General features: G+C 69.6%; 11 protein-coding genes and 1 riboswitch. Of the genes, 10 read left to right on the top strand and 1 reads right to left on the bottom strand.

The genetic code is table 11. The annotated features are described in order from the left end of the window. Nucleotides 1–392 precede the first annotated feature (392 nt). Nucleotides 393–483: riboswitch (ZMP/ZTP riboswitch) on the top strand. 20 nt (nt 484–503) lie between these two features. The 10 genes from AB0I88_RS06925 to AB0I88_RS06880 all read left to right on the top strand — a co-directional run bounded on the left by AB0I88_RS06925 (nt 504) and on the right by AB0I88_RS06880 (nt 13,394). After that, nucleotides 504–1,928 (top strand): glycine hydroxymethyltransferase, encoded by a 1,425-nt coding sequence (locus tag AB0I88_RS06925; RefSeq protein WP_361019424.1) that lies wholly within the window; start codon nt 504–506, stop codon nt 1,926–1,928. Nucleotides 1,929–2,215: 287 nt separating this feature from the next. Then, a complete protein-coding gene (locus tag AB0I88_RS06920; protein WP_361019421.1) occupies nt 2,216–4,384 on the top strand; it encodes a discoidin domain-containing protein in 2,169 nt (722 codons plus the stop codon). 143 nt (nt 4,385–4,527) lie between these two features. Next, nucleotides 4,528–5,550, top strand: coding sequence for a sugar ABC transporter substrate-binding protein (locus AB0I88_RS06915; protein ID WP_361019418.1), 1,023 nt, complete (start codon nt 4,528–4,530; stop codon nt 5,548–5,550). Then, entirely contained in the window at nt 5,523–6,566 is a 1,044-nt protein-coding gene (locus AB0I88_RS06910) for an ABC transporter permease (RefSeq protein ID WP_361019415.1), read from the top strand. The genes AB0I88_RS06915 and AB0I88_RS06910 overlap by 28 nt, the downstream gene beginning before the upstream one ends. After that, the gene (locus AB0I88_RS06905) at nt 6,566–7,345 is read left to right on the top strand and encodes an ATP-binding cassette domain-containing protein (RefSeq protein WP_361019412.1); all 780 of its coding nucleotides are present in this window, start codon (nt 6,566–6,568) and stop codon (nt 7,343–7,345) included. The genes AB0I88_RS06910 and AB0I88_RS06905 overlap by 1 nt, the downstream gene beginning before the upstream one ends. A 24-nt stretch (nt 7,346–7,369) precedes the next feature. Continuing rightward, a complete protein-coding gene (locus AB0I88_RS06900) occupies nt 7,370–9,373 on the top strand; it encodes an EAL domain-containing protein (protein ID WP_361019409.1) in 2,004 nt (667 codons plus the stop codon). After that, a complete protein-coding gene (locus tag AB0I88_RS06895) occupies nt 9,370–10,269 on the top strand; it encodes an ABC transporter substrate-binding protein (protein ID WP_361019406.1) in 900 nt (299 codons plus the stop codon). Before AB0I88_RS06900 ends, AB0I88_RS06895 begins: the two co-directional genes overlap by 4 nt. Before the next feature lie 42 nt (nt 10,270–10,311). Then, complete coding sequence (locus AB0I88_RS06890; protein ID WP_361019402.1) at nt 10,312–10,911, top strand: TetR family transcriptional regulator; 600 nt, start codon at nt 10,312–10,314, stop codon at nt 10,909–10,911. Nucleotides 10,912–10,923: 12 nt separating this feature from the next. Beyond that, nucleotides 10,924–11,826 (top strand): ABC transporter ATP-binding protein, encoded by a 903-nt coding sequence (locus tag AB0I88_RS06885; protein ID WP_361019399.1) that lies wholly within the window; start codon nt 10,924–10,926, stop codon nt 11,824–11,826. After that, nucleotides 11,823–13,394: an ABC transporter permease gene (locus tag AB0I88_RS06880; protein WP_361019396.1), complete on the top strand. Its 1,572-nt coding sequence runs from the start codon at nt 11,823–11,825 to the stop codon at nt 13,392–13,394. Before AB0I88_RS06885 ends, AB0I88_RS06880 begins: the two co-directional genes overlap by 4 nt. Here the strand turns inward: AB0I88_RS06880 and AB0I88_RS06875 are convergent. Beyond that, on the bottom strand, nt 13,391–15,040 hold the full coding sequence (locus AB0I88_RS06875) for a Na+/H+ antiporter (protein ID WP_361019393.1): 1,650 nt from the start codon (nt 15,038–15,040) through the stop codon (nt 13,391–13,393). The genes AB0I88_RS06880 and AB0I88_RS06875 overlap by 4 nt on opposite strands. Nucleotides 15,041–15,042: the final 2 nt, after the last annotated feature.

Genomic DNA, 15,042 nt, shown 5'->3' with positions numbered 1-15,042 from the left:
TGGTACTGCACTCGGGAGGGTGTGGGAGAGTAGGACGCCGCCGGACTCAACGTGATAGAAAGGCCCACCCCACACGGGGTGGGCCTTTCTTTTTGTCCGAAAACAGCCCGAAAACAGTCCGGAACCGAACCCCGGAGAGCCCCGATCCGGCACCGTTATGTCTTCGTGATCTTAATCGACGAACCGAATCGCGCCGGCCGGCATCGGACTCTGTGACAGCAGTCGAAGAGCGGCCGCTGCCGTTGGTCGCTTGTCGTCACGGGGGCGATCAAGAGATTCGGCGGCAGCGGCGGCACACGGACGGCGTACCGGAGAAGGGTTGAAGGCCGCGGCAGAGTGGCGTGGGTGACCGGCGATGGGTGTGTGGGCGGAAACCGGCGCCGGTATGCTGGCGGGCAGGCCGTGACTGGCGCGTTCGGATGGTTGACCATCGGGGAGCGGCCTCGTCGAGATGACGACTTGCCGTGCGCCTGGGCCTCTTCGCTTCGTGATAGGGAGGTCCCATGCCTGAGTTGAATGCCGAATCCACCGCCTTCCGCGCTGCTCTCGAGGTGGTCCGGTCCGTGGAGCCGCGCATCGCCGACGCGATCGCGCAGGAGCTGACCGACCAGCGTGAGTCGCTGAAGCTGATCGCGAGTGAGAACTACGCATCCCCGGCTGTCCTGCTCGCCATGGGCAACTGGCTCTCCGACAAGTACGCGGAGGGCACCATCGGCCGCCGCTTCTACGCCGGCTGCCAGAATGTCGACGCTGTCGAGTCGATCGCCGTCGAGCACGCCAAGGCTCTGTTCGACGCGCCGTATGCGTATGTGCAGCCGCATTCCGGCATCGACGCCAACCTGGTGGCCTACTGGGCGATCCTGGCCGACCGGGTCGAGGTGCCGTATCTGAAGAAGTTCGAGAAGCGGCAGATCAACGACCTGACCGACGCCGAGTGGGCCGAGCTGCGGCAGGCGTTCGGTAACCAGCGGCTGCTCGGCATGTCGCTGGACGCCGGCGGCCACCTCACCCACGGGTTCCGGCCGAACATCTCCGGCAAGATGTTCGACCAGCGCAGCTATGGCGTGGACCTGGCGACCGGCCAGATCGACTATGCGGCGCTGCGCGAGTCGGCGCGCGAGTTCAAGCCGGCCGTGATCGTGGGTGGCTACTCGGCGTACCCCCGGAAGGTGAACTTCGCGACGTTGCGTGAGATCGCCGACGAGGTGGGTGCCACCTTCATGGTCGACATGGCGCACTTCGCCGGTCTGGTGGCGGGTGGCGTGTTCACCGGCGACTTCAACCCGATTCCGCACGCGCACATCGTCACCACCACCACGCACAAGAGCCTGCGTGGCCCGCGTGGTGGTGCGGTGTTCTGCCAGCCGGAGCTGTCCGCGCAGGTGGATCGCGGTTGCCCGATGGTGCTGGGTGGCCCGCTGCCGCATGTGATGGCGGCGAAGGCGATCGCGTTCGCGGAGGCCCGGCGGCCGGAGTTCGCCACCTACGCGCAGCAGATCGTCACGAACAGTCAGGCGCTCGCCGAGGGCCTGGTGAAGCGGGGCGTGCGGCTGGTCTCCGGCGGCACCGACAACCACCTGGTGCTGATCGACGTGCACCCGTTCGGCATCACCGGCCGTCAGGCGGAGCAGGCTCTGCTGGACAGCGGCATCGTGACCAACCGCAACGCGATCCCGCAGGACCCGAACGGCGCCTGGTACACCTCCGGCATCCGGATCGGCACCCCGGCGCTCACCAGCCGCGGCCTGGGCGCCGGCGAGATGGACCAGATCGCCGAGCTGATTCACACGGTCCTTTCGGCGACCAGCCCGGCCGAGGGTTCCAAGGCGAAGTTCACCCTGGACCCGTCGGTCGCGGACCGGATCAGCAAGCAGGCGTCCGAGCTGCTGGCTCCGTTCCCGCTGTACCCGTCGGTCGACCTCGGCTGATCTTCCGCGCTGCGGAGCCCTTCACCCTGCCGGGTGGAGGGCTCCGTCGTTTTTGGGAAGAAAGACCGGGATGTGAGTTGTGACGAACGTTAGCGGAACCGGTTCCGGAATCTCTGTTATTGACGGTCCCGGATCGCTCCGGCCAGCGCTAATGAGCGTTGAGCTGGGCAAACCCGGTCGGTTCCGGAACCGTGCGTAAGTCTGGATTGTGAACCGGTCAGCTCTTAGCGTCAGGAGCCGGGTGAGCGCTCTCCCATGATCCGTCCTCCTCCGTCCTAGGAGATGCCATGTCCGTTCCCAGACGCTCCCCCTGGCGTCGCGGCGCCGCCGGTGGCCTGGTGGCCGTGCTGGTCGCCGGGCTCACCGCGATCACCGGCAGCGGCGCCGCCGCCGCCGAGGTCCTGCTCTCACAAGGAAAGCCCGCCACCGCCTCGTCCACCGAAGCGCCCGGCGCCTACCTCGCCGGCGAGGCCGTCGACGGCAACACCGGCACCCGGTGGTCGTCCACCTTCGCCGATCCCCAATGGCTCCAGGTCGACCTGGGCAGCTCCCAGACGATTTCCCGGGTGGAACTGAACTGGGAGACCGCGGCGGCCAAGGCGTACCAGATCCAGGTCTCCGACAACGCGTCCAGCTGGACCACGGTGTATTCGACGACCACCTCGGCCGGCGGCAACCAGTCGCTGGCGGTCACCGGCGCCGGCCGGTACGTGCGGATGTACGGCACACAGCGGACCACCACCTACGGCTACTCGCTGTGGGAGTTCAAGGTCTTCGGTGAGTCCGGCGGCCCCACGATCCCGGGTGGCGGCAGCCTCGGCGCCAACGTGGTCGTCTTCGACCCGTCGATGTCGTCGGCCACCATCCAGGCCCGTGCCGACGAGATCTTCCGCCAGCAGGAGTCGGCCCAGTTCGGCACCGGCCGGTACGTGCTGGCGTTCAAGCCGGGCACCTACAACAACCTGAACATCCAGGTCGGCTTCTACACCTCGGTGGTCGGCCTCGGCCAGAACCCGCAGGACGTCCGGATCAACGGCGACATCACCGTGGACGCCGGCTGGTTCCAGGGCAACGCCACCCAGAACTTCTGGCGGTCCACCGAGAATCTGTCGGTCTACCCGGTGAACGGGGCCAACCGCTGGGCCGTCTCGCAGGCCGCGCCGTTCCGGCGGATGGACGTCCACGGCGACCTCAACCTGGCCCCCAACGGGTACGGCTGGGCGTCCGGTGGCTACATCGCCGACTCGCGGATCAGCGGCGCCGAGGGTCAGTACTCGCAGCAGCAGTGGTTCACCCGGAACAGCCAGATCGCCTCGAACACCAACGCGGTCTGGAACCAGATGTTCGTCGGTGTGCAGGGCGCTCCGTCCGGGGCCGGCTACCCGAACCCGCCGTACACCACCATCGCGGCCACCCCGGTGATCCGGGAGAAGCCCTACCTGTACCAGACCGGTGGTGACTACGCGGTCTTCGTGCCCGGCATGCGGACCAACTCGACCGGAGTGAGCTGGGCGAACGGCAACACGCCGGGCGCCGGCATCCCGATCGGCCAGTTCTACGTGGCCAAGCCGGGCGACACCGCGGCGCGGATCAACCAGGCGCTCGCGCAGGGCCTGAACCTGATCTTCCAGCCGGGCATCTACCAGATCGACCAGACCATCAACGTGACCCGGGCGAACACCGTCGTGCTCGGCCTCGGCTACGCCACCATCATCCCGGTGAACGGCGTGACCCCGATGCAGGTCGCCGATGTGGACGGTGTGAAGATCGCCGGCATCCTGTTCGACGCGGGCACCACCAACTCGGCGAACCTGCTGGTGATGGGCCCGAACGGGTCGTCGGCCAACCACTCCGCCAACCCGTCGACGGTGCAGGACGTGTTCTTCCGGATCGGTGGCTACATCGCCGGCAAGGCCACCAACAGCCTGCTGGTGAACAGCAACAACGTGATCGTCGACCACATCTGGGCGTGGCGGGCCGACCACGGCAACCCGGGCACGTACGGCTGGGACGTCGCCACCGGCGACAGCGGCCTGATCGTCAACGGTCAGGACGTCATCGGGTACGGGCTCTTCGTCGAGCATTACCAGAAGTACGAGGTGATCTGGAACGGCAACGGTGGCCGGACCTACTTCCTCCAGAACGAGATGCCGTACGACCCGCCGACGCAGGCGGCCTGGCGGACCGGCGCCAACGGGTACGCCGCGTACAAGGTGGCCGACTCGGTGAGCACGCACGAGGCGTGGGGCATGGGCAGCTACTGCTACTTCAACGTGAACCCGTCGATCCACGCGGACCGCGGGTTCGAGGTTCCGGTCAAGTCCGGCGTGAAGCTGCACAACCTGCTGACCGTCTCGCTGGGTGGCAACGGGGTCATCGACCACGTCGTCAACACCACCGGCGGACCGGCTCAGGGGACGGCGACCGTGCCGTCGTACGTCGTCGACTTCCCGTAGGGATTCAGGACGGCGGTTCGTAGTGGTGGCCGTCGACGCGCTCGAACAGCGCGTCGGCGGCCAGTTGACACTCGGCAGGGGTGGGCGTCTACTCCAAGGGCAACGTCGTTCCTCGATATCCGTCGATGCCGCCGGGAGGGGACATGCGCGGGTTCGTCGCCGCAACGGGCTGCGTGCTGCTGGTCCTGGCCGGCGCCGCCTGCAACCGGGGCACCGGTGAGCCGGTCGTCGGCCTGATCACCAAGACCGACACCAACCCGTTCTTCGTGACGATGAAACAGGGCGCCCAGCAGGCCGCCGAGACGGCCGGCGTCGAGTTGCAGACCTTCGCCGGGAAGGTGGACGGCGACAACGAGGCCCAGGTGCTGGCGATCGAGAATCTGATCTCGTTCGGCGCCGAGGGATTCCTGATCACTCCGAACGACTCCAAGGCGATCGTGCCCGCCATCGACCGGGCGCACGAGGCCGGGATGCTGGTGATCGCGCTGGACACGCCGGTCGAGCCACCGGACGCCGCGGACGCCACCTTCGCCACCGACAACTACCAGGCCGGGCGGCTGATCGGGCAGTGGGCGAAGGCGAAGTTCGAGAAGGAAGGCAAGCAGGCCCGGATCGCGATGCTCGACCTCAACGCCAACCAGGTCTCCGTCGACGTACAGCGGGATCAAGGGTTTCTGGAGGGGTTCGGCATCCCCAACGGGGATCCGGCGCGGATCGGGGACGAGAACGATCCGCGGATCGCCGGGCACGACGTCACCGACGGGAACGAGGAGGGTGGGCGTACCGCGATGGAGAACCTGTTGCAGAAGGACCCGTCGATCAACCTGGTCTACACGATCAACGAACCGGCGGCGGCCGGCGCCTACCAGGCGCTCAAAGCGGCCGGCCGGGAACAGGACGTCACGATCGTCTCGGTCGACGGCGGCTGTCCCGGCGTCGACAACGTGGCCGCCGGCGTCATCGGCGCCACCTCGATGCAGTTCCCGATCAAGATGGCCGAACTCGGCGTCGCGGCGATCGCCGAGTACGCCAAGAACGGCACCCGGCCGGAGAACACCGCCGGCAAGAACTTCGTGGACACCGGCGTAGAGCTGATCACCGACGAACCGCAGGCCGGCGTGGAGGCGAAGGACTCCACGTGGGGCAAGCAGAACTGCTGGGGCTGACCATGGCCGTCGCCAACACCGACTTCGAGGTGCGCCGGCACGAGTCGTTCGGTCTGCGCCTGCAACATCTGCTGCACGGCAACCCGGTGCTCGGGCCGCTCGCCGTGCTGATCGTGGCGGTCGTCGCCTTCTCGATCGTCAACGCCCGCTTCTTCTCCGCGGCCAACCTGTCGCTCGTGCTGCTGCAGGTCACCGTCATCGCGACGTTGGCGCTCGGGCAGACCCTGATCATCCTGACCGCCGGCATCGACCTGTCGGCCGGCGCCATCGCGGTCTTCTCCTCGATCCTGATGGCACTCTTCGCCACCGACGCCGGGATACCCGCGCCGCTCGCCCTGCTGCTCGGATTCGCCTGCGGCACGGCCATGGGCGCGCTCAACGGCCTGCTCGTCACCCGGATCAAGCTGCCCCCGTTCATCGTCACGCTCGGCACGCTCACCATCTTCTTCTCGCTCAACTCGGTGGTCAGCGACAGCGAGACGGTCCGCGGCGCCGACATGCCGGGACTGATGACCTGGACCGGCGAGGCCATCCCGATCGGCGACTTCCAGCTCAGCTACGGGTCGATCATCATGTTGCTTCTGTTCGGCTTCTTCGCGTACGCGCTGAGCTGGACCGCCTGGGGCAAGCACGTCTACGCCACCGGCGACGACATCGAGGCGGCACGGCTGGCCGGCATCCGTACCGGGCGGGTGCTGTTCTCGGTCTACACCACGGCCGGGCTGCTCTACGCGGTGGCCGGGTGGATCCTCATCGGACGGCTCGCCTCGGCCAGCCCCAACGTCGGCACCGAGTACAACCTCGACTCGATCACCGCGGTCGTGCTCGGCGGCACCAGCCTCTTCGGCGGTCGCGGCGGGGTGATCGGCACGCTGATCGGGGCGCTGATCGTCGGTGTCTTCCGCAACGGCCTGCAACTCGCCGGTGTCGAGGTGGTCTGGCAGGGCTTCGCGATCGGCCTGCTGGTGCTGATCGCGGTCTCGCTCGACCAGTGGATCAGGAAGGTGAAGGGCTGATGGCGGTCACTCCGGTCCTACAGGCGAAAGGCCTCACCAAACGGTACGGGCGGGTCGTCGCCATCGACGGCAGCGACCTGGAGTTGCTGCCCGGCGAGATCCTGGCCGTGATCGGCGACAACGGCGCCGGCAAGTCCAGCCTGATCAAGGCGCTGTCCGGCGCGCTGATCCCGGACAGCGGCGAGATCCTGCTGGACGGGCGGCCGGTGCACTTCCGTAATCCGATGGACGCCCGGTCGGCCGGCATCGAGACCGTCTACCAGACCCTGGCCGTCGCGCCCGGCCTGGACATCGCCGACAACCTGTTCCTCGGCCGGGAGCAGCGCCGTGCCGGGGTGCTCGGCTCGGTCTTCCGGATGCTGGACCGCAAGGGGATGCGTGCCGAGGCGGGCCGGCACATGAGTGAGCTCGGCGTGGCCACGCTCCAGAACATCGGGCAGGCCGTGGAGTCGCTCTCCGGCGGCCAGCGCCAGGCCGTCGCGGTCGCCCGGTCCGCGGCGTTCGGCAGCAAGGTGGTGATTCTCGACGAGCCGACCGCTGCGCTCGGCGTGAAGGAGGGCAACCGGGTCCTCCAGCTGATCCGCGACGTCCGCGACCGGGGCCTGCCGGTCATCCTGATCAGCCACAACATGCCGCACGTCTTCGAGGTCGCGGACCGGATCCACGTCCAGCGCCTGGGCCGCCGGATCGCGATCATCACCCCGTCGTCCCATTCGATGTCCGACGCCGTGGCGATCATGACGGGGGCGGCGGCGCCTCCGCCGATTCCTCAACCCTGACGGGCCCGGGCCGATCAGGGGCACATGTTGTTCCGCCGGGTCCGTCGCCGTCCTCCGCGAGCGCGCAGCAGCACCCGGCTGTTCGCGACCTACGCGGCGGCCAGTCTCGTGCCCGTGGTGGCGCTCGGCGCGCTGGTGCTGCACGACTACCGGCACGACGCGGCCGAGCAGGGCCGGGCGCAGGGGCTGGCGCAAGCCGAGGTCATCGCGCAGACGGCCATCGCGCCCGCGCTGAACAGCGGTGACTGGCCGCCCCTGGGCGGCGCCGATCTCAGCCGGCGAGGGCTGACCGGCGCGCAGTTCGAGCGGATGCGCGACGCCACCCAGCTGGCCCTGTACGACGGCGCGATCCAGCGCCTGCGGCTGCGCGGCTTCACCGGCCGGGTGATCTTCTCCGACGACGGTTCGACCAGCAGCGGCGTGCCGGTCTCCGATCCCGACTTCCAGGCCGCCGCGGCCGGTCAGGCGCGGGTCTTGGTGATCACCGGGCGAACCCAGACGATCCGGGTGATGCAGCCGCTGTTCCTCAACACCGGCCAGTCGGTCGGGGTGCTCGAGGTGTATCTGCCGTACCAAGAGATCGCCGACCGGTTGCAGGCTCAGGTGCTGCACACCACCCGGAACGTCGCCGGCGGGCTCGCCGTCCTCTACCTGGTGCTCGGGCTGCTCGCCTGGTGGACCACCCGATCGCTGAGCCGGTACGCCGCCGACCAGCGGCACAACGCGCTGCACGACGCGCTGACCGGCCTGCCCAACCGGGTCGCCTTCCGCGTTTGGGCGGAGGCCGCTCTGGCCGAGTCGCTCGAGGACGAGCGGCCGGGCGCGGTGGTGCTGGTCGACCTCAACCGGTTCAAGGAGGTCAACGACACCCTGGGCCACCACGCCGGCGACGAGCTGCTGCGGATCGTGTCCGACCGGTTCCGGGCCCGGCTCGGCGAAGGGGACATCCTGGCCCGGCTCGGCGGTGACGAGTTCGCGCTGTTCCTGCCGGGCCGGACCGGGCCCGAGACGGTGGCGCTGCTGGAGGAGATCCGGGACCGGCTGTCCGAGGAGATGGTGCTCGACGGTGTGCCACTGAGCATCGAGGCGAGTTTCGGCATCGCGCTCTTCCCCGAGCACGGCGAGCACCTGCAGGATCTCAAGCAGCGTGCGGACACCGCGATGTACCAGGGCAAGCGCGGCACCGCCGACATCGTCGTCTACTCCGGCGACGGGATCAGCCACTCGCAGCAGTGGCTCGTGGTCCAGGCCGAGCTGCGGCACGCCCTGGAACGCGACGAGCTGGTCCTGCACTACCAGCCCAAGGTCAACCTGGCCGACGGCGAGGTGCGCACCCTGGAGGCGCTGGTCCGCTGGCAGCACCCGCAGCGGGGACTGGTCCCGCCGGGCGCGTTCCTGCCGGCCGCCGAGCACTCCGGGCTGATCGTCCCGCTCACCGAGTGGGTGCTGCGCCGGGCCCTGACCGATCAGGTGGGCTGGTTCGCGGCCGGGCAGCGGTGGGCCGTCTCGGTCAACGTGTCCGCCCGCAACCTGGAGGTGCCCGGCTTCCCGGCGCTGGTGGCGAGCCTGCTCGCGGAGACCGGCACCCCGGCCCGCCGGCTGGTCCTGGAGGTCACCGAGACCGCCCTGGCCGGCGACGAGGAGGCCGCCGCCCGGGTGATCGCCGAGATCGCGGCGCTCGGCGTCGGCATCTCGGTCGACGACTTCGGCGCCGGCTTCACCAGCCTCTCGCACCTGCGGGAGGTTCCGGTCGACGAGATCAAGATCGACCGGGGCTTCGTCTCGGACGTCATCGACGACCCGCGGAGCCGGGCCATCGTCCGCTCGGTGATCGATCTGGCGCACGGGCTCGGCAGCCGGGCCACCGCCGAGGGCGTCGAGACCGCCGAGATCTACCGCTGGCTCGTCGACGCCGGATGCGACGAGGCACAGGGCTATCTGATCGGACGGCCGGTGCCGTGGCCGCACGTGTCGGCCGAGTTCGAACTACCGAAGACCGCCAGCGAATCCGAAAGGGCCGCCCGATGACGCTACTGCGCCGGACCATCGCCGCCACGGGGGTCGCCCTCCTGCTGGCGGCCGGAGGCTGCACCCGGGCCGAGAGCACCGTGCAGGCCGGTGCGCTCGACGTGACCGGCACCGTGATGATGGACCAGGAGCTGCACGACCGGCTGCCCGAGGTGATCCGGGCCAAGGGCTTCATCAGGTTCGTCACCGACGCCAGCTATGCGCCGATGGAGTACTTCGCCGCGGACGGGCGCACCATCATCGGGTTCGAGCCGGATCTCGCGGCGGCGCTCGGCGAGGTGCTCGGCATCAAGGTCGAGATGGTGGTGGGCGCCTTCAGCACGGCTCTGGACGAGGTGTCGGCCGGGGCGTACGACGGGGTGTTCTCGTCGATGACCGACACCAAGGAGCGGCAGCAGAAGGCGGACTTCGTCGACTACTTCTCCACCGGCACCTCGATCCTGGTGCAGCGAGGCAACGTGAAGGGGATCGCCGAGCTCGACGACCTGTGCGGGCACTCGGTCGCCACCGAGAAGGGCACCTACCAGGAACAGATGCTCCAACGGGTACGCAAGGAGTGCGGCGCCGAGGGCATGCGCATCCACAGCCGGGGGACGAACGCCGACGCGCTGGTGGAGCTGCGGACCGGGCGGGTCTCGGCGGTCCTGCAGGACTACCCACCGGCCTCCTTCCTGGCCACCGACGAGCGGACCAGCGCCTTCTTCCAGCTGGCCTCGGATCACCAGTACGAGACGGGCCTGTTCGGGATCGCGGTGGCGAAGGACAACACCGCCCTGCGCGACTGCCTGCACGCCGCCCTGGGCCGGCTCATCGCCTCCGGTACCTACGCCGACCTGCTGGCCCGCTGGGAGCTGAGCGCCAGCGCGGTGACCGAGGCGACCGTCAACGCCGGATAGACGACCCTGCCCGGCTACACACGCGTGTAGTACGCTACACATGTGAGTAGTGGTAGCGACCTGACCGCCCGTGCCCGGATCCGGGAATCGGCCATCGCGCTCTTCGCCGAGCACGGTGTCGCCGGAGCCTCGATCCGGGACATCGCCCAGGCCGCCGGCGTCTCCTCGGGCCTGCTGCGGCACCACTTCGGGTCCAAAGAGGGCCTGCGCGACGCCTGCGACGAGTGGGCGATGAGCCGGATCGTCCAGATCCAGATGCAGTTCACCGAGCTCGGCACTCTGGGCCCGATCGACTCCGAGTTCCTGGGCCTGCAGCAGTATCTGGTGCGGTCCCTGATGGACGGATCACCCCGTGGCCTGGCGATGTTCGCCCAGGCCGTCGAGCGCGGCGAGCAGTGGCTGGCCGGCACCCCACTGCGGTCGGACGACCCGCGCGCCTTCGCGGCCGTCCTCGGCGCCATGAAGATGGGCATCTTCGTGATGCGTGACCAGCTCACCGCCGTCCTCGGTGAGGACGTCGGCGAACTGCCGGGCTACATGCGCATGATCCGGGCCTCGGTGGAGATCTTCACGCAATCGCTCCTCACCCCAGAACAGGCCGACCAGGCACTCAAGGCGCTGGATCGGCTCGGTGATTCCTGATGGGAGCAGCCCATGTCCGAGGCCATCGGTGCTGAGGGACTGATCAAACGGTTCGGCGCGGTCGCCGCGCTGGACGGACTGGACCTGCGGGTCCGCACCGGGGAGGTGCACGGATTCCTCGGGCCCAACGGGGCGGGCAAGACCACCACGATCCGCGTCCTGCTCGGCCTGATGCGGGCCGACGGCGGCTCCGCACGGCTGCTCGACGGCGATCCCTGGACCGACGCCACCGCGCTGCACCGCCGGCTGGCGTATGTGCCGGGAGACGTCACCTTCTGGCCCAACCTCACCGGTGGCGAGGTGATCGACCTGCTCGGGCGGCTGCGCGGTGGCGTCGACCGGAAGCGGCGGGACAGCCTGATCGAGCGGTTCGAGCTGGACCCGCGGAAGAAGGGCCGGGCCTACTCGAAGGGCAACCGGCAGAAGGTGGCGCTGGTCGCGGCACTCGCCTCCGATGTGGAACTGCTGCTCCTGGACGAGCCGACCTCCGGGCTCGACCCGCTCATGGAGGAGGCCTTCCGGGAGGTGATCCTGGAGGAGAAGCGGCGTGGTGACCGGACCGTGCTGCTGTCCAGCCACATCCTGTCCGAGGTCGAGGCGCTCTGCGACCGGCTCACCATCATCCGGGCCGGGCGGACCGTGGAGACCGGCACCCTCGCCGACCTGCGTCACCTCACCCGCACCACGATCCGTGCCGAGCTGGCCGGCCCGGTGAACGGGCTGGGCGACCTGGCCGGCGTGCACGACCTGACCACCGAGGACGGGCGGGTCGCCTTCGACGTCGACGCCGACGCCCTGGAGCCGGCGTTGCGGGCGCTGGTCGCGGCCGGGGTACGCAGCCTGGTCAGCCAGCCGCCCTCGCTGGAGGAACTGTTCCTGCGCCACTACACGCGGGACGAGGAGACCGTCCGATGACCGGCACACTCACCCTGCTGCGGCTGGTGCTGCGCCGCGACCGTGTCGCCATGCCGCTCTGGGTGCTCGGGCTCGGGCTGCTGCCGTACGTCTACGTCACCGGCTTCGACGCCCTCTTCGCCACCGTGCAGGAGCGCCTCGACTACGCCCGGATCAGCTCGGGCAACGCCGGTTTCGTGGCCCTCTACGGTCCGTTGGAGGGCACCAGCGTCGGCGAGCTGACGGTCTGGCGAGGCGGCTTCGTACCGGTGATGATCGGTCTGTTCGCCCTGCTCACGGTGATCCGGCACACCCGGGCCGACGAGGAGGCCGGGCGCACCGAGCTGATCCGGGCCGGCGTGGTCGGCAGGTTCGCGCAGCTCGCCGCCGCCGTGCTCGGCACCGCCGCGGCCTGCCTGGCGATGGGCGTCGTGGTGGCGGTCACCCTGATCGGCAAAGGGCTGCCGGCCGGCGGGTCGGTGGCGCTGGGCGCGGTCTTCACTCTGAGCGGCTGGGTCTTCGCCGGTGTCGCCGCGGTCGCCGCGCAGATCAGCGAGACGGCCCGCGGCGCCCGTACGATCGCGGTCCTGGTCCTCGGCGTGTCCTATGTGCTGCGGATGGGCGGGGACATCTCGGCGCTCGGCGACGGGCGGTTGGAGTGGATGTCCTGGCTGTCCCCGGTCGGCTGGGTGCACCGGATCTTCCCGTTCGGGGCCGACGCCTGGGGCCCGGCGCTGCTGACCCTGGTCGTCGCGCTGGGCATGGGCGGCGCTGCGGCGTACCTCTCCAGGAAGCGTGACGTGGGCGGTGCGCTCCTCGCCGGACGGCCCGGACCGGCCGCCGCGGCCGCGGGCCTGAGCTCGCCGGTCGCGCTCGCCTGGCGCCTGCACCGCGGCCTGCTCCTCGGCTGGACCGGCGGGTTCGCCGCCCTCGGCCTGATCTTCGGCGGGGTCGGCAGCAGCGTGGTGGCGCTCACCGAGGACTCGGCGAACGTCAGCGACATCTTCAGCCGGCTCGGCGGGGCGGACGCGGTGATCGACAACTACTTCTCCACCACCGCCGCGATCTGCGGGGTGATCGTGTCCTGCTACGCCGTGCAGGCGGCGCTGCGGATGCGCGAGGAGGAACAGACCGGGCACGCCGAGGCGGTGCTCAGCACCGACGTCAACCGGTACGCCTGGGCCACCGGCCACCTGCTGTTCGCCCTGCTCGGCCCGGCCGCCGCCCTGCTCGCCGAGGGACTGACGGCCGGTCTCGTGCACGGCGACCCGGGCCGGGTGCTGAGCGCCTCGATCGCCCAGCTGCCCGCCGTCTGGGTGCTGGCCGGACTGACCATGCTGCTGGTCGGCGCGGTCCCGCGACTGGCCCAGGTGGCCTGGGCGGCGGTGGCGGCGTGCCTGCTGGTGATGCTGGTCGGGCCGCTGCTCGAGCTGGACCAGTGGGTGCTCGACATCTCGCCGTTCACCCATGTCCCGCACCTTCCGGGTGGGGACTTCGCGGTCGTACCCCTGATGACGCTGATCGTGATCGCGGCGGCTCTGGGCGGGACCGGCCTGGTCGCGCTGCGCCGCCGCGACCTGCCGGTCTAGGACGGGCGTTTCGGCAGGACCAGCTCCTCGTGGTCCAGCTCGCGGTTGAGCACCCGCAGGCTGTCGTCGTTGAGGCGGCCCGCGTCGCGCCAGCGCAGCAGCTCCTCGCGTTCGGCGTCGATGACCGCCTGCCGGACCATGAGGGCGGCCTCGTACTGCGGCGACTGCGGCAGCTCGTGCGACTCGACCTGTTCCAGCAGGTCGAGTCGCCGCTGGTAGCGGTCCAGGCGGACCTGGAGCTGCTTGCGCATCGTCTCGATGGCCTCGTCCTCGACGTTGTCGTGCTGCTGCTCCTGGATGTCGTCGAGCCGGTCCAGCGCGGCGATCACGGCTGCCGACCGGGCCTCGTTGCGCAGCTTTGCCTTGTCCGTCTGGTTGGCGCGCAGCCCGAGCCGGCGCACCAGCGGCGCGAAGGTGAGACCCTGCCCGACCAGGGTGACCAGCACCACGGCGATCGCGCAGAAGACCAGCAGCTCCCGGTTCGGGAACCGGGGCGGCAGGGTGAAGATCGCGGCCAGCGTGATGACCCCCCGCGTGCCGGCCCAGCTCAGCACGATCACCTCCTTGCCGGTGAGCGGCGCCTCACGCTTGTCGAGGTCGGTCTCCGGCTCGTCCTGACCACCCAGCCGGGTGTGCAGCGAGCGCGGCAGCCACTGGGTCGTCACCAGCCAGAGCGGGCGCAGCAGCAGCACCACGCCGAGCGTGATGGTCAGGGCGATGACGACGGTGCTGGTGTCGTACCTGCTCAGGCCCCTCAGCACACTCGGCACCTGCTGGCCGATGAGCAGGAAGACCATGCCCTCCAGCAGGAAGTCGATGAGCCGCCAGACGGCGCTGACCTGGAGGCGGCTGGCGCCCGTCGCGTACCGCGGGGTGTCGTGGCCGACGATCAGGCCGGCCACCACGACGGCCAGCACGCCGGAGATCGTCGCGTAGTGGTGGACGAAGGAGTTCTCGCAGATCAGGTACGCCGCGAGCGGGGTGATCAGGGAGAGCGCGTTGGCGTTGAGCGGGTCGGAGCGCAGGGCCTTGAGCATCCGCACCGCGTACGCCACCGCGACGCCGACCAGCACCCCGCCGGACGCCGAGATGACGAACTGGCCGACCGCGTTGTCGAAGCGGAAGTCGTCCTTGTCCCAGGCGGCCACCGCCACGGTCAGGATGGTCAGCGCGGTCGCGTCGTTGAGCAGCCCCTCACCCTGGATCAGGGTGACCAGCTTGTTGGGCAACCCGGCCTTGCGGCCGACGGCGAGCGCCGCCACCGGGTCCGGCGGCGCCACGGCCGCGCCCAGCGCCACACCGGCCGCGAGGGTGGCCCCGGCCACCCAGAGCGAGAAGCCGAGGCCGATCAGGAGCGCGGTGGCCAGCACCAGCGCCACCGAGAGGCTGATCACCGTACGCATGTTGCGCCGGATGTCCAGCAGTGACGAATCGAGAGCCGCGTTGTAGAGCAGCGGTGGCAGGATGAAGGTCAGGACGAGTTTGGGATCGAGTTCGAGGTTCGGCCCCGGCAGGTAGGCGTAGACGATGCCGATCAGGGTCAACAGGACCGCCGCCGGGAGGCCGGTCTTCTCGGTGACCCATCGGACGGCGACGATCACGGTGACCGCACCGAGAACGAAAAGCAGGATCCCCTCGTAACTCATCC

The sequence above is a fragment of the Actinoplanes sp. NPDC049802 genome, from assembly GCF_040656595.1.
In the GTDB taxonomy this organism is placed as follows: domain Bacteria; phylum Actinomycetota; class Actinomycetes; order Mycobacteriales; family Micromonosporaceae; genus Actinoplanes.
This window is presented reverse-complemented; position numbering and strand designations above follow the sequence as displayed.